Origin of the sequence: Reichenbachiella ulvae (assembly GCF_025833875.1) — a bacterium.
In the GTDB taxonomy this organism is placed as follows: domain Bacteria; phylum Bacteroidota; class Bacteroidia; order Cytophagales; family Cyclobacteriaceae; genus Reichenbachiella; species Reichenbachiella ulvae.
Map to the genome: position 1 here is coordinate 2,027,665 of NZ_JAOYOD010000001.1, position 19,591 is coordinate 2,047,255.

At 42.7% G+C, this 19,591-nt stretch carries 14 protein-coding genes; 2 read left to right on the forward strand and 12 right to left on the reverse strand.

The annotated features are described in order from the left end of the window. Positions 1 to 43: 43 nt before the first annotated feature. The 4 genes from N7U62_RS08095 to N7U62_RS08110 form a co-directional block, all read right to left on the reverse strand. On the reverse strand, positions 44 to 229 hold the full coding sequence (locus tag N7U62_RS08095) for a hypothetical protein (RefSeq protein ID WP_264137431.1): 186 nt from the start codon (positions 227 to 229) through the stop codon (positions 44 to 46). Between the two features lie 318 nt (positions 230 to 547). Further along, positions 548 to 868 carry a hypothetical protein gene (locus N7U62_RS08100; protein ID WP_264137432.1) on the reverse strand — a complete coding sequence of 107 codons (321 nt, stop codon included), beginning with the start codon at positions 866 to 868 and terminating at the stop codon, positions 548 to 550. Between the two features lie 10 nt (positions 869 to 878). Further along, positions 879 to 3,311, reverse strand: a complete 2,433-nt coding sequence (locus N7U62_RS08105) for a YbcC family protein (protein WP_264137433.1) — start codon at positions 3,309 to 3,311, stop codon at positions 879 to 881. A gap of 22 nt (positions 3,312 to 3,333) precedes the next feature. Beyond that, positions 3,334 to 4,881, reverse strand: a complete 1,548-nt coding sequence (locus tag N7U62_RS08110) for a proton-conducting transporter transmembrane domain-containing protein (protein ID WP_264137434.1) — start codon at positions 4,879 to 4,881, stop codon at positions 3,334 to 3,336. Positions 4,882 to 4,962: 81 nt separating this feature from the next. Between N7U62_RS08110 and N7U62_RS08115 the strand changes: the two genes are divergently transcribed. Further along, the gene (locus N7U62_RS08115) at positions 4,963 to 5,856 is read left to right on the forward strand and encodes a LysR family transcriptional regulator (RefSeq protein ID WP_264137435.1); all 894 of its coding nucleotides are present in this window, start codon (positions 4,963 to 4,965) and stop codon (positions 5,854 to 5,856) included. A 1,103-nt stretch (positions 5,857 to 6,959) separates the two neighbouring features. Continuing rightward, positions 6,960 to 8,231 carry a phage integrase SAM-like domain-containing protein gene (locus N7U62_RS08120; protein ID WP_264137436.1) on the forward strand — a complete coding sequence of 424 codons (1,272 nt, stop codon included), beginning with the start codon at positions 6,960 to 6,962 and terminating at the stop codon, positions 8,229 to 8,231. Between the two features lie 203 nt (positions 8,232 to 8,434). Here the strand turns inward: N7U62_RS08120 and uxuA are convergent, their stop codons facing one another. The 8 genes from uxuA to N7U62_RS08160 all read right to left on the reverse strand — a co-directional run bounded on the left by uxuA (position 8,435) and on the right by N7U62_RS08160 (position 19,200). Further along, on the reverse strand, positions 8,435 to 9,619 hold the full coding sequence (gene uxuA, locus N7U62_RS08125; RefSeq protein WP_264137437.1) for a mannonate dehydratase: 1,185 nt from the start codon (positions 9,617 to 9,619) through the stop codon (positions 8,435 to 8,437). Between the two features lie 19 nt (positions 9,620 to 9,638). Further along, complete coding sequence (locus N7U62_RS08130) at positions 9,639 to 10,484, reverse strand: SDR family oxidoreductase (protein WP_264137438.1); 846 nt, start codon at positions 10,482 to 10,484, stop codon at positions 9,639 to 9,641. Between the two features lie 55 nt (positions 10,485 to 10,539). Then, the gene (locus N7U62_RS08135) at positions 10,540 to 11,907 is read right to left on the reverse strand and encodes a purine-cytosine permease family protein (protein ID WP_264137439.1); all 1,368 of its coding nucleotides are present in this window, start codon (positions 11,905 to 11,907) and stop codon (positions 10,540 to 10,542) included. A 30-nt stretch (positions 11,908 to 11,937) separates the two neighbouring features. Further along, positions 11,938 to 13,089, reverse strand: a complete 1,152-nt coding sequence (locus N7U62_RS08140) for an alpha-hydroxy acid oxidase (RefSeq protein WP_264137440.1) — start codon at positions 13,087 to 13,089, stop codon at positions 11,938 to 11,940. Positions 13,090 to 13,091: 2 nt separating this feature from the next. Then, positions 13,092 to 14,375 carry a class II aldolase/adducin family protein gene (locus N7U62_RS08145; RefSeq protein ID WP_264137441.1) on the reverse strand — a complete coding sequence of 428 codons (1,284 nt, stop codon included), beginning with the start codon at positions 14,373 to 14,375 and terminating at the stop codon, positions 13,092 to 13,094. Further along, the gene (locus N7U62_RS08150) at positions 14,372 to 15,754 is read right to left on the reverse strand and encodes an FGGY family carbohydrate kinase (protein ID WP_264137443.1); all 1,383 of its coding nucleotides are present in this window, start codon (positions 15,752 to 15,754) and stop codon (positions 14,372 to 14,374) included. Before N7U62_RS08150 ends, N7U62_RS08145 begins: the two co-directional genes overlap by 4 nt. A gap of 1 nt (position 15,755) precedes the next feature. Beyond that, complete coding sequence (locus tag N7U62_RS08155) at positions 15,756 to 17,039, reverse strand: sugar isomerase (protein WP_264137444.1); 1,284 nt, start codon at positions 17,037 to 17,039, stop codon at positions 15,756 to 15,758. Between the two features lie 61 nt (positions 17,040 to 17,100). Next, on the reverse strand, positions 17,101 to 19,200 hold the full coding sequence (locus tag N7U62_RS08160; RefSeq protein WP_264137445.1) for a bifunctional aldolase/short-chain dehydrogenase: 2,100 nt from the start codon (positions 19,198 to 19,200) through the stop codon (positions 17,101 to 17,103). Positions 19,201 to 19,591 lie beyond the last annotated feature (391 nt).

The window sequence follows — 19,591 nt, forward strand, 5'->3', positions numbered from 1 at the left end:
TTTACCGCCATTCCCTGTTCTCTCCAAGCATAAGCAGTCCAACTCAGACTTTCACTCTCAATATCCCCAGATAAAGGGAGGCTTCTCCATTAACTTTGACCATGGTTACCCAATCCATTCCCATGATTATTGAGCAGGCCTTCATGCCGATCAAGGGATAGCCCATGGCGACTAAGTGACTACTCATGGCACTCAAGTAAGGTCTCATGGCGATTGAGTAAGTGCTCATGGCTCACCAACGACCTCTCATGGCAAATAATATTCTACCATGGCAATCCCGACTTTCTCCATGCCAAATAATATATCGTCATGGGAGTATCACCACCCTCCATGGTGACCATGGAGCATATCTAGGAAGCCATGAAGCTCCTATTCTGTGGTGAGGAAATAGAAATAACTGTCAAGGGCCATATGCTTTGGGGTGAGGGGCTTTAGATCTGGCAGCACCTGTGGCAGATAAGTGGTCATGGTCAAAAAAGAAACAAGCCCTCTCTATAAAAGGGCTTGTTTTGGTTTTACCAATATATGTTCAGATTTAATGCTCTCCTCAATTGGCTACTAGCATATCTTCTTCCGTTGGGACTTGTTGCTTCTCTGCCACTTCTACTTCCAGCTTTAGTCTGAAGTTGACTTCCTTGTCTTCAGATTCGTTTGCCTTCATCATCTGTAGCAACTCTTCTTTGGCAGCTCTCAGCTCACCGATCTTTTGATCCTTCTCTACTGGAGAAATATTATGATCTTTCTCCCAATCAGCTAAGTACTTCGACTTATAATTATCGATTTGACTATCGATGATCTTGAAGATAATCGATCTACCTTCATTCAGGTCATGTCCAGTTTCATTTACTGCTATAGTCTTCGTGTTCATAATATTTGATTTATAAAGTTTCAACTAAATTTTCTTTTTGTGTTAATTCGTCTTTTTGCAAGTCTTCCCATTGGCAGTCTCGGATGTATCGGTGGCTTATCTGGCCATGATCATCCAGTACCATCAGGTTGATCCATTGGTGATCGCAGAGCTCCTTCACATTGGCATGTTTGTTCAGCACTTCGTTGATCGCTTCTATTGGCGCTTCGATGATTACATTGAGTCGAAGGGGCTGGTGTTGATACTGCGTCCCGTCGTGGATGGACTGAAAGGGAAGCCCTATGCGCAAATCCCCTTTGGCACCTTCCAGGACTCCAAAACCTCCTGTCACATTGTGCAGGGTTTTGTTTCCTGCTCCCAGGCGTTTGTTATCCACCGTGCTGGCATAGTACTGCAGATTGATCCAACTGGTGACGATCATAGGTGCCGTCATAATGGCCTCCAGTACCTTGTAGCCTTCATCGTTTTGGTGCTGATAAGAATGCAGAAAAGCTCGGCCCTCCAGATTGATTCCTTTGGTTCTCTCCCGTGGAGCAATGACGAAGGAACTACAACCGGCCAGTCCCCATTCAGGTCTTACCTGAGACCAGTCCTTGGCTCTATCCATGATAGCATCTGCCTGTTTGATCCCAAAGCGCTCGGATCGGTTCTTTCTGGCCAGCGCACTTGCTTTGACCAGTGCGTCTTTGACTTCCAGGTACTCATGGTGGTGGGTGGCAGGGATGGAATTTTCGTCTATCACCGTGATCTCATCTGTCGTCGTATTGTGCAGGCATGCCATAAAATAGGTGTCCTCAGGTATTTCTATCCCGGAGTCCTGCAGTGCACTGCGCACCTCCCGATCATTCAGTATCAATTGGGCTGTGATGGCGTTTACCTCACCAGAATTCCCTCCGCAGGCGCCACAGTCCAGGCCCGAAGCATGGGGGTTGTTTACGCTGGATGCGCCATGTCCGGTGATCAAAACCAGAGGAGCAAAGTTTTGGGTCAGTCCCATGGCGTTCAGGGCCGATTGGGCCATTTTCACCCGGTCCTCAAAAGGAATACCTGCGAGCTCCAGTCTTCCCTTGCCAGACAGCAGACTACCAAACTCCTTTTCTTTAGGATCATGAATGGGGCGTGTCCATCCCAGGGAGTCGCTGATCAGCTTAGGCAGGTAAAACAATCCCACGGGACTTACAAAACTGAAGGAACTACCCGATCCGGACTTGAACTTGGACCAGGCCACTTCTAGTTTCCCAGATAGCAATCTGGACTTCTGCTCTTTGGCCAGGTCTTTTTCCTCGGCAGTAGTCTCGTGCACCTGCGGTCCAGAGGGTATCAGTACGGGGCATTGATTTCTACCATCTGCATGATTGATCGGCTTGTATTTGATAGGGAATCCAAAAAAGCCTGCGAAACCGATGGTTTCTATTCGATCATTGACTGCCTCGAGATTTCGGCGATACACCTCCGAGCGCACATCGATACAAAATACCATTTGGGCCTGAGGTCTGTCCGACGTTTTCGCTTCAGCATTCGAAGCAGTGGCAAATTTCTCAGCCAGTTGGCGCTGATGTGCCCAGTCGAAGGCATCCTGCAGCACAGATTTGGACACCAGGTTTTTATTGATTCGGAATCCCTCCAGGGCATCCTCCAGATTGTCCAGGGCTCTTTCCCAACTGGATTTCAGCTTTGGCTGGGAGGACAGCAGGGACAGTTCCCAACCCATCAATATCGCGAGCAGGGACTGGAGATGTTTGCCTTCTCCTCCATACAGGTTGTTTTGCCAATCTTGCCCTGCGCAGTAGGAGGACCAGCCGATCATCTGCATCAATAGGGCATGCAAGTAGGCCTCTACTGATGCCTCGGGTATGCTCAGTTTTTCCAATCCATATAGGATGGTCGATATCGGGTCATCCGGTAGCGACTTGACTTCCTTTCTGAAGGTTTTCATTCCTTTCAGCTCTGGCATCAAATCTATCTCTGCTTCGTTCTTCCACTGGCTGTAGAGCTGCTGAGCAGATCCCTGGTTCATCTGACGCTTACTAAAATAGACCGACAGCCAGTGAGAAGTATGGTCTATCATGATTTCAGAGAGTTCCGTCTCCAATTCAGCTTCGGCCACACTCATCAAGGTAAACTTTCGCTTCTCCCCTTCTGCTTCTACCTGATCCAATTGATTCAAAAATTCATCGACAGAAAGTTTCAGCGACTTTTCCGTCAGTGCATTTTTAATATCCGCGTGGGTGATTTCACCTCTCTCAATTTTCTCCAGATAAAACGGGATAGGCATGTAAAGCTGCACCCCTCCTCTTTCGTTCATCGTTTGTGCGGCCTGCTCAAAGGTCATGTCCGACAAACCCAGATAGGGATTGACCGCTACACTGTTGTCGAGGGGCCAAGCGGGCGCTATTCTGCTACAGGCCTTTTCGATTTTGGCCTGGATTTGTGCTTTGTTCATACTTGTGGTTTTAGGATTGATTCTACTTAGATAATTTTTGGTTGACCGTACTGAATGCACGATCCAGGAGGACGTGCAGGTAAAAACCGTTACGTCTATGGGTTTCCCATTTGAATTTGATCTCTTGTTTTCCATCTATCAGCATCGGCACAAATACGGTCGCTACATACAGGATCAGAATGCTGATGCTTATGGACTTCATCAGTACGCCAGGGGCATAGGTCTCTGGGATCTGGCTGGCAATCGCCACCTCTACGCCATGCTCGAACGTAAAGAAGGACAGCAACACCCCCGCGGACAGCGCCACGCTTTTCAGCAAGGTGGTCAGGCCATTGTCCAGAGAAGTGGTTTTAGCCAGGTAGGACGACACTCCTGTGATGATGATGGCGCCCAGTACTACCTTTTGGAAGTGTTGGAACTGAACGCCTCCCCACAACTCGGCAATCACCAGATACATCGCGCAGGTCATCAAAAACCCTACAAGGATGTTCAAAGCCGTGGGCTGGAGCTGATGGTTGCCCTTCAGCTGCTTCAATCGGTGATAGTCGATGGCACTGCCCGAGGAGAGAAAGGAATGTGCTTTGTAGAAAGAGTGGGCGATCAAATGAAGCAAAGAGGCCGAGTAAAGTCCCATGCCGCACATCATCAGGCTAAAGCCCATGTGTCCAATACTGGAATAAGCCAGGCTCGTTTTGACAGCTGGTTGGGAGGGAAAAACGATCGTCCCATAAAGCGCGGTGATCCCACCTAGTGCCAGCAGAATAACAGGCCCTACAGTCACTGCCTCCATCAGATAGGCAAATCGGATGATCAAAAATGGTCCCGCATTGAGCAAGCCTGCATGAAGTAGCGCCGAGACGGGTGTAGGCGCCTCCATCACATCCAGAATCCAGCTATGGAAGGGGATCTGAACAGATTTGATCATGGCAGCCATGACGATAAACACCCCTGCCAATTCCAGATTGGCGGAAATAGCAGACAACTCTTTCAAATCCTGAAATATACCTTCCAACTGTACCGTTCCGAATTCTATATAGAGCAGCGAGAATCCTACTGCAAGTGACAGATCACTCAATCGAGCCACTACGAATTTTTTCTTGACTGCACGCTGTGTCTCTTTTCTTTCCTTGAAATGCAGGATCAGATATTGCAGACTGACACTAGTCGCCACCCAGCAGACAAACAAATTGACCACACTCCCAGACACGACCAGCAACTGCACCAACGCGATGGTCAAAAGCAGTTTTTGCACGAATACCAGTTGTCTTGGATCGCCTTCCAGGTAATTTTGGCTGAATCGAGACACCACCAAACCTATGATAGAAACCATCAAAAGCATGGAGACACTGAGGGTATCGAATCTGAATGAGACCAGCTCCCATCCGATCGTCAATCTATCCGTCTGGGCATTCACGATCAGGTAGATCAGCACAGACAGAGCTGCCGCCGTGGTTAGACCTAAAACCATTTTCCCAGATTTGATAGCCATGCGGGCCTTTCGTGAACTGACTGCCAACACCACCATGATCAGGGGGAGGCTTGCAATTAAGAACAATAAGTTTTGAGACATGTTTAGTTTTTTTTGCAAACCTATGGACAGTATTTGATAAGTTTTTATTTATGTTTAATATCATAATCATAACGTTTATTTATGAACTATACATTGAACCAGCTGAGAGTCTTCCGTAAAGTGGTGGAAACCAAGAGTATAACTAAGGCGGCAGAAGAGCTATTTATGACCCAACCAGCGGTATCTATCCAGCTAAAAAATTTTCAAGATCAGTTTGATATTCCTTTGACAGAGCTAAAAGGAAGGAAAATTCAGGTCACAGATTTCGGAATGGAGATCGCTTCCATCACCGAAAAAGCCTTGGATCAGTTGGTCAACCTGCAGTACAAAACCAAGGAATACCAGGGGGTGGTAACGGGTAAACTGAAGATGTCTGCCGCCTCTACTGGCAAGTATGTCATACCCTTTTTCCTGTCTCAATTTCTGGACAATTATCCGGGGATAGACCTGATGCTGGACGTGACAAACAAGTCACAAGTAGTGGAAGCATTAAAAAACAAAGAAATTGATTTTGCGGTGGTGTCGGTATTGCCAGAAGAGATCGAGGTGGAAGAGGAAAAACTGATAGAGAACAAGCTGTACCTGATCAACCATGAGCCGGAGATCAACAGATCCAAACCCCAGATCTTTAGGGAAAAGGGCTCAGCCACCCGAGCAGAAATGGAAAAATACTTCAAGAACAAGAGCAATAGAGAAAGAGGCAGACTGGAGCTCACCTCCAATGAAGCAGTGAAACAAGCGGTAGTTGCAGGCATCGGTAGTTCGATACTCCCCTTGATTGGAATCAAAAATGAGTTGATCAATGGAGACCTGCATATCGTAGAACGTAAAGGTCTACCCATCACCACTACCTGGCGGATCATCTGGCTAAAAGAAAAGCAACTGAGCCCCGCGGCAGAAGCCTATCTCCACTTCATCCGAGAGCACAAAGAAGAAATCCTGCATCAAAGTTTCGAGTGGTATTTGAATTATTGATCGGGCTGGGATTTGATGAGCCAAGCCTTTTCAGCGTTCGATATTCATCATTCGACATTCGTAATTTCTGAGGGTACCCCTCTGGTCTTAGCGTCCGCTAAGATCCTTTTTAATAAATAGAGCGCCTGCCTGTCCTGCTAGGCATGTCCACTCAAGCATCACACTAAGCCCTCTTCCTCTCCCGCTCAGTCACATTTCCGAATCCGACTGAAACCTTAAGGGCATTCGTGTACGACCGACATGGCGGGTGAAATGTCAAAAAATATGCGATCGCAAGGCAGTTGTTATCGAGTAGAATTCGGAAACAGAAAGGTTCAAAGAAATGACATTTCCAAAAAGATTATTGCTACTAAAACGAACAAAGCAACATTCCAAACACCTGAAATCAACAATACTAGAACACCAATTAAAATATAAATCAATCGAAATCTTGACACCTTTCTAACTGCTTCAACAATTTTATTAATACCATTTTTCACTCCGTAAGAATAAAACAGAGTTACAAGAAAAATAAGCACGAAACTAGCAACAAGATAATTCAGCAATACATACCCTTCACTCAAACCAAGAACAAGAAGTACTATTCCAATCACAATACAATATGTATAAACAATAATCTTGAACATAATTAGTCAATTCGATCCAGTAGAATTCCTAATACTACCATCATTATTTAATTTATTCCTTTCTAGACGATGTAATGCACCTAGAGGTCTATTCAATAAATATGAATCCTTTCCACTTGGTTATATTGGGAAATGCTATTAAAAGGAAAAACAGACTGTTATATACCCCCTTTCTATCTACTCTCATGTTAACCTTATCCATGGGTCCATAAAGTTTTAGAGGAATAATTCAGTAATAAAGAAAAAGCCTTGTAAATCAATGATTTACAAGGCTTTAATTTTAAATCAGTACCCAGGGCCGGACTCGAACTAAAATACACAAACACACCATAAAACACATTATAATACATTTAAAGGCTGTTTTACTTAAGTGAAGAAAATATAAAAACAACAAAAAACGCATAAAACCGTGACCTATACCGTGACCCATTCTGATTTTATTTCCTACATTTGAATGACCAAACATCAACTAATGCTATGCCAAGTATCACAGTCATTCTTAGAAACAACAAGAGCAACTCAAAGGGAGAATGCACCATCTATATTAAATACAGACACAAAGAAACTGTCACTAACATAAGTACTGGGATACGAGTATTACCCAACCATTGGAATGAATCAAAACAGAAAGTCAACTCTATTTCGGGAATTAGAAAATCAAAGCGAAACGAAGAGGCACTAAAAGAACGAGAAAAATCAGACCTCTATGCCAATTCCTGTATTGAAAAAATCAAGATGGAGATCTCAAGTATTTCTAGACGTTTGCAACACGATGGTATTGACCCCATAGCACCAGTTGTAAAAGAAGAATTTACTCGAAAAACAACTGCTCCAAAAGAAAAGAAAGAAACCGATTTGATAAAGCTTTTCGATTCATTCATTCAAAATTCGAACAAAAGTGATAGTACTAAAAAGAAGTATGGAACTGCCAAGTATCACTTAGAAACGTTCGCAAAGCACAAGAAAAAGAAGCTCACTGTAAAATCAATTGATTTTAAATTCTATGAGGAGTTTACTCACTATCTTTACAATACTTTCAAAAAACCTGATAATACAAAAGGACTTGCTGATAATACAGTAGTCTCTTCAATTAAAAACTTTAAAGTTTTTCTGACCTACTTACAGAATTTCGGATACGACTTTAGCCACATCATCCCTCACCTCAAGATATCTTATCAGGACACTACCATCTATTATCTAACCGAAGAGGAAATTCAAAAGCTATACAATCATCAATTCAAGAAAAAGAAACTCGAAAAAATCAGAGATGTGTTTGTTCTTAATTGCTATTTAGGGTTAAGGTATTCCGATCTTAAAAGACTAAACAAGGGGCATATAGTCGATGGAGCGATAATAATGAGGGCCTATAAAACACTTAAGGATATACATGTAACAATTACACCTACTGTGAAAGAAATATTAGAAAAGTATGAATACGAACTCCCCTTACTTTCAGAGCAGAAGATGAATGAACATATAAAGACGGCCTGTAAGGAAGCAGGAATCGACCAACCAGTAGAAAGAATTAGCACCTCCTCTGGTAACAAAACTTACAATCAAGTCCCCAAATATGAAGTCATAACCAACCATGTGGCCATAAAGACCTTTATTTCACTTTGTTCCAAAAAGAATATCCATCCTAAAACTGTATCTTTTATGACTGGCAAAACAGTCAAGGTAATCATGAAACACTATTTAGGCATGGATGAAAAAAGTGTAGATGATCAGATGAAGAAGGCTTTTGGTTAACCATTGAACAGCTTTCGATCCCCGCCAGGGATTTTTATCTATTTATTTTACAGTTACTAGCAATAAATAGATAAAACAAATTGTAAAACATTTTTCTTCAGCTTTTAGCAAATCTTAGTGGGACTTATTTAATATCCCCTTACATCACATAGAATAGCCCAGCCTATTGCTGGGCTATTCTACAGCATCTTATTCAAAAGGATCTAATCTTTACTTCGTCTGATCCCTAGTTCCAGCCCTCTTAACTCAGCCAATCCTCTCAAACGACCAATGGCAGAATAACCAGGATTGGTCTTTTTGCTGAGATCATCCAGCATCTTATGACCATGATCAGGGCGGAAAGGCATACGCAGATCCTGTCTTCCAGCCTCATGGCGTTTTGCCTGCTCCTCTACCAAAGCTTTCATCACACCGTACATATCTACATCACCATCCAAGTGATCAGCCTCATGGAAGTTGCCCTCCGCATCCCTCTTGGTGGCTCGCAGGTGGATGAAGTGAATCCGGTGACCCAATCGCTCTACCATCCCGACCAGATCATTATCCTCTCGTACACCAAATGATCCTGTGCAATAGGTCAGGCCATTGTTCGGACTATCCACTGCAGCATATAACTCTTCGATATCCTGTTCGGTGCTCACCACCCTGGGGAGACCCAAAATAGGGAATGGTGGATCATCGGGATGGATACAAAGCAATACGCCTGCTTCCTCTGCTGCAGGTACGATGGCTGCCAGGAACGCATAGAGGTTTTTCTTTAGTCCTGCTGCATCTATACTGTCATAGGCAGAAAGCACATGCTGAAACTGCTCCAGAGTATAGCCTTCTTCTGCACCTGGCAGTCCAGCGATGATGTTGGAGATCAATTGCTCCCTATCTGCCTCAGACATCTGTTTGTAGTACTTTTCCGCAGCCTGAATTTGCTGATCGCTGTAGGATTCCTTGGCTCCTGGTCTCTCAAGCAGGAACAATTCAAAAGCAGCAAAGGCCGTGGCATCAAAACGAAGAGCAGTTGATCCGTCTCCAAAGGCATATTCTAAATCCGTTCGTGTCCAGTCTAGAACCGGCATAAAGTTGTAACATACCGTATCTATTCTACACTGTCCCAGGTTACGGATGCTCTGCTGGTAGTTTTGGATGTAAAGTTCATACTTGCCCGTTCTCTTTTTGATGTCTTCGTGAACAGGTACACTTTCCACTACACTCCAGGTCAATCCGGCCGCCTCTATCTCTGCTTTTCGCTTCTCGATCTCCTCTATAGGCCATACTTCCCCATTAGGTATATGATGCAGGGCCGTTACGATTCCAGTAGCACCTGCTTGTTTGATATCTGAGAGGCTCACACCGTCATTAGGGCCGTACCACCTCCAGATCTGTTCTAATTTCATTTTTGTCATTGTCTCGATATTAAACTCCACTAAATGCACTGAATCCTCCATCAATTGGTACTGTCACCCCTGTCACGAACGCCGAACCGTCACCACAGAGCCAATCCAGCGTACCCAACAGGTCCTCCGGACTACCAAACCTACCCATCGGGGTATGCTCGATGATGGTATTACCACGAGCTGTCAAAGCTCCGTTTTCTTCGGTCAACAAACGCCTGTTCTGCTCTGTCAGGAAGAAACCAGGCGCCATGGCATTGACACGGATGTTCATTTTGGAAAAATGCACCGCCAGCCATTGCGTGAAGTTGGTGATGGCTGCCTTCGCTCCGCTGTAAGCAGGAATTTTTGTAAGTGGCGTAAAGGCATTCATCGACGAGATGTTAATGATATTGCCAGATTGCCGCTGGGCCATGTCCTTTGCAAAGACTTGGCATGGCAGCAATGTCCCGATAAAGTTCAGATCAAAGACGAACTTGACCCCATCTGGATCTAAATCAAAAAAGGTAGTCAGCTCTTCATTTCCTTTCAGATCTTCCGGCTCCAAAAAGGGCTTGGAGGTGGTACCTTTGGGGTGGTTGCCTCCTGCACCGTTGATCAGAATGTCACAGGGGCCAAAATTCTTGTGCAGTTCTGCCTGTGCCTTGAGCAGGCTGGCCTTTTCGAGTACATTCGCTTCCAGACCGATGGCACGGCCTCCTTTTGAATTGATCGACTGAGCGACCTTTTCTGCATTTTCCTTTTTCAGATCCAATATGGCCACCTGGGCACCTTGGGCAGCTACGCGCTCAGCCATACTGCCGCATAGCACGCCACCTCCACCGGTGATCACTACTACTTTGTTTTCTAAAACATTTTCTCCTAACATATTCGATTTAGCTTAAATGTAATAGGATGATTAAACTCATACTATACACATCCATTCAACTTCGCTTTTTATTAACGGTCAAGTATAACACCCCGCAGACCAACCATGCTGGCAAAGTCAGATATGATAAAAATATTCCTGTGGATAGTGATAAACCATAAAACACTACAGCCGAAAGAGTCCAAATTAGAAACACCTTTACATTGAAGGAAGTTTTACATGCCTTCAAATTTGACCCGTTTATGAAGAAATGATCAAATACAATGATAGCTCCCATAGGTGCAAGAATAAAGCCATACAAGGAGACAAAATCCAACAGTTTCATGGCAAAGGCAGGAAACAAACCAGCAATCGTAGCAACAGACCCTGCGATTATGGTTACCCAAAAAGTTGAAGTCTTTGGTAAGAGAGATTGAAAAGCCAACCCTGCCCTGTATATTGTTGGATTAGCTGTAGTCCATCCAGCAAGTACAACGACTATTATCCCAAAAAAACCTATGGCATTGTATGCCAATGGACCAGGGGCAACACTTGGGGCTGTACCACTCTGCAGGAGCTGCTGAACCTCTGGCGACTTCAAATACACAGCATACAGCAGAGCTGCCGCTATCCAAGCCATGTAATGTCCTACATACATACCTGCAGATGTGGTCCAGCCCGCATTTGCAGATTTCGCAAACCTAAAAACAGATAAATCAGACATTCCAATATGCATAGCACCATTGGCAAACCAAGACCAAAATATCACATGCCAAATCGTATATTTGATTTGTCCAGGAAAGGGATCACTACCTTCACCCCAAATATTCCAAAAATCTGAAAAAGAATGAACCTCTAACTGCACCAAGGCTACAATCCCTGCGGCAACAAAACCACATACTATGACAGGTGACATCCAGTTGGCTGCCTTGGTTACCGTATCGTACCCTCTAGCTGCTATCACTGAAATAACCAACCCGACAAGGATTACTATGATTACAAAAGTGATACTATTGGGCAAAGTGTCGGTGAGCTTAGGCATCTCCATATCAAACGGAATCCCAACAGCCGTTGCTGAAACTGTGATCATTGAACCAGCAAGAAAGCAAAAAAGTACTCCATTGGCCAAATTATAAACAGTCACCAGTTTTGGACCACAAATTTTCTCTAGCTGATAATAAAGTGTCAACCTATGCTTGACAGCCACCTCTGCGGTAAGAAAGCGCCATGACAATACTGCGAGCAGATTACCTACGAACAACCCAACAATCAAGTCAAAGGCACTTACTCCAGTTGTTAAAAAGAGGGGGCCAATTACAAACTCAGTCCCTGCAGCATGTTCTCCTGCATACATCCCCAAGAAGCTTTTCCAACTTTTAAGTTTAGATTGAGGCACAGGCGTTCTTTCGAATTCTCCGCTCTGTATTTCTTTATTTTCTTCCATAATTCATGCTTTAATCTTTTAGTCTTATATTCATTCTCTGATTAAGAAATCAGGAAAATCTTCAGGCCTTGCGCAGCAAACTTGATCCATGACCTGCTTTAATTGTTTCTTTAGAATCGAAATGGTATGATCTCCCCCTCTACTTCCCAATGCCGCAACACCATACATAAATGATCTCCCCAAAAAGGTGAATTCTGCTCCAGCTGCTAAACTAGAAGCAATATCGGGACCTGTTTGAATCCCACTATCCATCATTACCTTGATCTGCCCTCTAAACTTTTCGACTATAGGGCCTAAAGACTTAATAGCAGACTCACCATGATCTAACTGCCTGCCGCCATGATTCGATACGATGATTCCATCAATTCCTAACTTCACACATTTTTCTGCATCCTCTTCGCTAGTCACTCCTTTCAAAACCAGTTTTCCTTTCCATTTATCCCTGATCGCTTTTATTCTTTCTTCATCTAATCTGCCATCAAAAGTCCTATTCATAAACTGACCTAGATGTTTTAGACTCATTCCTTTAGGGATATATGGTTTTAGGGTTTTGAATTCTGGTGTTCCTGCTAATAAAGTATGAATAGCCCAATTAGGACACCCCATGATTTGCAAAATGTTTCTCAATGACATTTTAGGAGGAATAGCCAATCCATTCTTAATTTCTTTGCTTCTATATCCAAAGGATGGCACGTCTGATAATAAGACCAAAACTGGATACCCAGCAGCTTCAGCTCGATCCAGAATATCATCTCTTAGATCGGCCTCTGCGGGATGATAAAGTTGAAACCAAGCGTTTCCTTCTGTGATCTCACTTACCTTTTCTAAACTGGCTGTAGCCACTGTGCTCAGTATGAAAGGAATATTGTAATCAAATGCAGACTTGGCCAAAATCTCTGTAGCCCTTGGCCACATCAAGCCTTGAAGGCCTATGGGAGAAATTCCAAATGGAGCAGAAAACTTTTTTCCAAATAGATCCACCTCCATATTGGGGTTGATTAGCTCTCTCAGATAATAAGGTCTTAATTCCAACTCTCGGATTTCTTCTGTATTTTTTCTCTTATTTACTTCGGTATTACATCCACCGTCCAAGTAATCGAAAGCAAATCCAGGAATTCGTTTTTTCGCTTTGGCTCTGAGATAAGAGATATCCGGATATTCTGAATTTATATATTCTTCCATAATTATTTCAAAAATTTCTCTACCAGGTCATCTATTTCTTCCTGCCCAATAGCTACTAAATCCCCTAACAAAGTGCTTTCGATCAATGACTGTGCACTGAACTCAGCAACCTCCAATCGATCAAAAGTTTCCAACATATTTCCACCTGTCACTACGATGCTGTCATTCTTGATGATAGCAATAGGTGTATCCTTTGATATTAGTTTAGGAATGGTTTCGTTTCCATTCAGATGATCACCGAATTCGATGAATGGAATATCTTTCAACAAAATATAACTTTCTGGAATGGTACGAGTCTGAAAGACGCTATGAGAAATGCCAAATGCCATCGTTGCAGGTGGCTGGGTATTAATAATACATTTGATATCTGGATTTTGCTCATAAATAGCCTGATGCAGCTTAACTGCCTTACTTGGGTACTTACCCTTTTCTCTCGTACCTCCCTTTATTTGAACAATATCTGAATGTCCAATAAACCTCCGATTCAAACTAGTAGGTGTGATGAGAAAATCATTATCTCTCCACCGCATGGAAACAGAACCATGGCTACTAATCATGAGATTCTGCTCGCATGCCCTTTTCACATAGGTGCATATTTCATGTCTAATCTCCTTTTCATCTGTATGATAGACAGTCTCATCCGCCTCAGGTAGGTTCACATCCTGATTCTCAAAACTGATAATTTGCTCATCAGTTAAGGTTTTATAGCCCCCTAGTTTTTGAGAATTGATAATGGATCTAGCACTAAACTCAAGACATTCAAATCTTTGAAATGCTTCGAACAGATTGCTCCCACCTACGACAGTACCGTGGTTCTCCATGATCACTGCATTGCTTCCTGTACTGAAAGTATTCGCTATGCTTTCGCCCAGTTCGTCACTCCCTGGAAGCTGGTAGGGCGCATACCCCACATGACCACAGAACTTCTTGGTCTGAGGAATGATATTGGTGTCAGGTACTTTACGAACGATACTGAAAGACACCAAAGCAGGTGGATGCGCATGTATTACTGCTTTAACATCCGGTCTTTTCCTATATATAGCCGCATGAAACGGAAACTCAGAGGAAGGCCTATGCATACCTTCAACTCTTCCATTTTCTCTTACACAGACGATATCCTTTGCAGTCAGAATCCCCTTGTCATATCCTGCCGGCGTTATCCAAATATTTCCCTCTTCGTCCAATATAGATATATTGCCGCCCGAAGTGGTCGTCATTCCATTTTTATAAATCAGCTCCATGATTAATGCGATCCGATTTCGAGGATGTAATAGTTCCAGTCTCATGATATTTCTACTTGTTTTGAGGATTGATAATTTTGTTCAAGAAAGGTAGGAGTCAAATTCCTGTAGTTAACAAGCAATGCGGCTCCCAATGCAGAGCCCACGGCTAGCTCACTATTTAGAATCTCCATTTTCGACAATTTTTTAGACAACAGACCCACGAACACTTTGCTAGCGCTAATGCCACCATCGACATACACTCTTTTAATATCGGATTTCCCAATGGCCAAATCCAACGAGGCTACTTGAATATCCACTAGTTCATCATATAAGTGATAAAGAGCATCCTCGAAAGAATCAAATTGATCCAGATCAGGCACCGGATTATTCACAAAACCGAATCGCTCAGGATGTATCAAGCTATGATCAAAAAGCAACTGCTTGCTATTCTTTCTTTTCGACTCAAATGCCTCCTGCCATTCCAATTTTTGGTACGCATCCTTATCATATCCAAAGTAATCACTCAGCATATGCGCTTGATCTGTAAGGTGCTTACCTAAAAATAGACGGGATGCTTTTAGAGCAGAACCTTTGAGACTGAGAAAATTCAAACAATCACATTCCAGCTCTTTGTTGGTCATCGCCCCCTCATTAAAAAAATTCATGCATATACTCCATGTCCCAGTAGACATCAAAACAAATGGTTCATCTGTAGAATTGATATAAGGTATCAAAGTAGAACTACTATCATGAACCCCAACGCCTACTTTGAAAATCTGCCCTTTGCGCTCTACCATCTTAGTATGTGTACTAGGTACAATAGGAGCCATCAGCGAATCAAGCTTTTCTTTTTTGACCCAATCCGAATATTGACCAGTATTAAAATCCCATAGCCCTGTATGGCAACCTATACTAGTATAGTCTGCCACATATTCATTAGTATATAGACTACTCAAATACTGGGGCAAATGAATTGAATGTTTGATTTTAGCAAAAAGAGTCGGTTTTTGATATTTGAGATAATAGAGTTGAAGACCACTATTCAAAAAGCCCATCAAAGGACTTGCTGTTTCCAGTTCGAACTGTTCCTGTGAGATTAATCTTTTAAATTGTTCTTCCAGTTGCTTAGGAAAGGGTTTCAGATAATTGTAGAAGGGTGTCACTCGATTTCCATCCTTGTCTATGTGCACCAATGATGCACCATAAGTAGAAAAATTGAGGCTATCGACTTTGAATTTTTCATTCTCTAATAATGAATCGAATGTACTGATAACCCAACCAGTCAATGCATCAAGATTCTCTCCGAGAAAACCTTCATCATCCGGTATTTCATCGAACTGAGTATACTCAAATTCGATAGGGTTGAATTCCTTATCAAAGACATAAAATTTCTTATTGGTTTTCCCAATATCAAAAACCGCTATTACTTCTTTCACTTCCATACTATAATCCAGTGGCCACTGTATTTTGACCTCTTTGTTTGATGAGATTTTGTCTTACCCCCAATTCCCTATAGATACCAATTGGGTCAATAGCTCCTCCTGCCTTGATTCTTGCAGCTGTTAGCAATGGGCGTACATCTGTTCTATATGCTTCCTGAAGAATCTCTTGGCATAAGGACACATCACTATCAGCCTGTGCATGAGCCAAGGCCTTCTGATCAACGAGCAATGCTTGAGCATAAGCCATATTGATCGCCTCCAAAGACTGCATCAAATCCTCTATTGGATCCTTTACATTGTGACTTGCATCTATCATCCATGACAATGGAGGGTTACCAGCGTCATTTTGATCCATTCCCCATACCAATTCATTGAAGATCAAAAACAACTGGTATGGTTTGATACTGCCACAGGTCAAATCATCATCTCCATATTTACTATCATTGAAATGAAAGCCTCCTAATCTACCCTTGGTCAACAAGGTAGAGACGATCTGCTCAATGTTGGTATTTGGAAGATGATGACCTAAATCCACAAGTGTATGAGCTTTCTCACCACAGCCCTCTGCCAACATGAGTGAGGTGCCCCAATCTTGAATTACCGTAGAATAAAAATTCGGTTCATAAGGCTTGTATTCAATGAGCAACTTCCAATCATCAGGTATAGCTGAATAAATCTGTTGAAGTGAATCCTGAGTATTATGAAGTGCTTTTCTGAAGTTATTTTGTCCAGGGAAGGACGCTCCATCAGCAAGCCATACTGTAAGCGCCTTGCTACCCAATTGATCCCCTAGTTTGATTACGTCTAAGTTGTGCTGGATAGCCAAATCTCTACTCTGCTGGTGAACGTTGCAAAGCGAGCCATACTTATATGAGTACGCTTGTCCAACTTGATCTTGGAAGGTATTAGAATTTACAGCATCAAATGCAATACTGTGTAAAGAAGCCAATTCCTTAATAGCATTGATGTCCGACGGAATATCCCATGGAATATGCAACGATACAGCTCCAGCAGTGCGAGTCAAAGCATGAATCACACCAATATCTTCTATCTTTTCTTCCAAGCTACCAGGCTCTCCTCCTATACTAAAACGTCCAAAACGTGTTCCTCCAGCTCCTAATGCCCAGCTAGGAATTGCCACTTGAAAGTCCTCTATCCTGCAGATAATTTCATCTACATCTAGACCCTTGTTAGCTAGTTTGGAACTTAAAAAATCTATGTTTGACTGATGCTCAGACAACAATTGTTTGTTGTTGTCTACTATCTGTTCTTTATCTATATTCATTGTCGAATTGTAAATTCCCATCATGGCATGAACCATGATGGGTTGAAAAACTAATTTTAAATTATCTTACGAATGCATTCGCCATTCCACCATCTACATTGATGATGTTACCTGTCGTTTTGTCTAGAATGGCCGCAAGTGCGAACACCCCACTGGCGATATCCTCTGGATAGATAATTCTATTCAGGAGGTTTCTCTTTGCGTAATGTGCTGGAAGTTCTTCGACAGTAATACCATATGCCTTGGCTCTACCTTCTGCCCATTCTCCTTCCCATATCTTACTACCCACTATCACTCCATCAGGATTAACGGTATTAACTCTTATACCATCTACACCTAGCTCGGCCGCCAGCAACCTTGCCATGTGCTGCTGAGCCGCTTTGGCCGTTCCGTATCCAACATTGTTGGGTCCAGACACCAATCCATTCTTACTGGCAATGAAGATAAAATCTCCTCCTAAATTTTGTTTCTTCATGATAGCTACTGCTTGTTTTGACAAGTCAAATTGCCCCTTAACAAGAACGTTTTGCAACAAATCCCAATCCTTCTCTGTTGTATCTAGAAGAGATTTTGATATTGCCAATCCAGCACTATGAACGACAATATCAACTCCTCCAAATTCCAAAACTGCAGACTTATATGCATCGGCAATAGACTCGTGACTAGTTACATCACAAACAGCATAAGAAGCCGTATCTGATGGATAAGTTGCCACGGCTTCTTTTAATCTATCCTCAGCAATATCTGTCAAAACCACATTAGCTCCTTCTGAAGCCAATTTATCCGCAATCGCCTTACCGATACCACCGCCAGCTCCTGTAATTAGAGCTACTTTTCTAGATAACGGCTTCTCTTTTGGCATTCGTTGCAACTTCGCCTCTTCCAGCAACCAGTATTCAATATTAAATGCCTCTTGTCTAGGTAATGAAGTGTAGGACGTAATTGCCTCAGCACCTCTCATTACATTGATGGCATTGATATAAAACTCGCTCGCTACTCTGGTAGTTTGCTTGTTTTTAGCAAAGCTGAACATTCCCACACCTGGGTAAATGATAATTACCGGGTTTGGATCTCTCATAGCAGGACTGTTGTCGTGCTTGCAAGTTTCGTAATATTGTTTATACTCATCTCTATAAGCATCAAAGGCTGGTTCCAATTTGGCAAGAAGAGCCTCTTGGTCTGTCAAGTCTTCATCTGGAGACAGAGCCAATACCAAAGGTTGAATTTTTGTTCTTAAGAAGTGATCAGGACAAGAAGTTCCTAACGGAGCAAGTTTTTCCAAATCGTGGCTATTGATGTATTCTAGCACTACATCAGAATCCGTAAAATGTCCGATCATGCCATTTTCAGATGAGCAAAGTCCTCTCAAAGTAGGCATCAACTGTGCAGCCTTTTCTTTTCGCTGATCAGCAGGAAGGCTCTCTACCTTTTGGCCTCCGAACACCTTGCCGTTAGCTTCGGTTTTCTTTGCAATATAGTCTGAGGCCATTTCGATTACTTCTAAACTATTGATGTAGCATTCGTAAGAGGTATCTCCCCAGGTGAACAATCCGTGGCTACCTAGTACAATTCCTCTGATCCCAGGATTGTCGTTCAGACACTTCTCCAGTTGCAAGCCTAGGTCGAAACCTGGCTTTTGCCATGGCACCCAGCCCATCGTGTCTCCCCAAATTTCTTTAGTTACTTTTTCGCTGTCTTGTGCAGCTGCAACAGCAATCAGAGCATCAGGATGCAAGTGATCTATATGCTTGAAAGGAAGTAATCCGTGCAGTGGTGTATCTATCGATGGTGCCTTGCTGTCCAGATCATAAATACAATGATTAAACAAACCTACCATTCTGTCTTCGTCATGAAGACCTTGATATACGTTTTTCAGATCACGTAATCTGCCTGTGTATAGCCCCGCAATCCCAGCTCTTGTCAACGTACCGATATCACCTCCAGACCCTTTTACCCACATCACTTCTACCTTCTCATTTGTCAAGGGGTCTTGTTCAATGGTTTTACAACTGGTATTACCTCCACCATAGTTGGTAATTCTCAGGTCCGCACCAAGTATATTAGATCTATAAAGAAACAATTCAACTTGATCATCCTTTAAACTTTCTGCCTTAACGTCGTCCCATAGGTAATCGACATATTTAAAATCCTTTGGTTTCATCTTTTTGTTTTTTGAATTTTTTACCAATTATTACTTTTTTGACATTCATCAAACTCATGTATTAGCGAATATAAACCCATATAAAAGCTATCAATTGCACCTATTGATTTAACATTTGCCCTTTTTGATACACCACCTTAGAATTGATCATATATTCACTAAATAATCAATTCGTTCGGCGCCTTTCAAATTATTGATTGAAACGAGTCCTACATTTACAGCTTCTCAATTCAGTTACATTTAGCTTCGCAATCGTTATTTCTGAACTATTCAGCTATCATTCTAGATTATTGTTCCCTCAATCATTATGATCTTTGCGCATAGAAACGTCAATGGAACTAGGTTAAACACACGCATCAAATCCTGCGACCAGAATAATGTTCATTGCTTC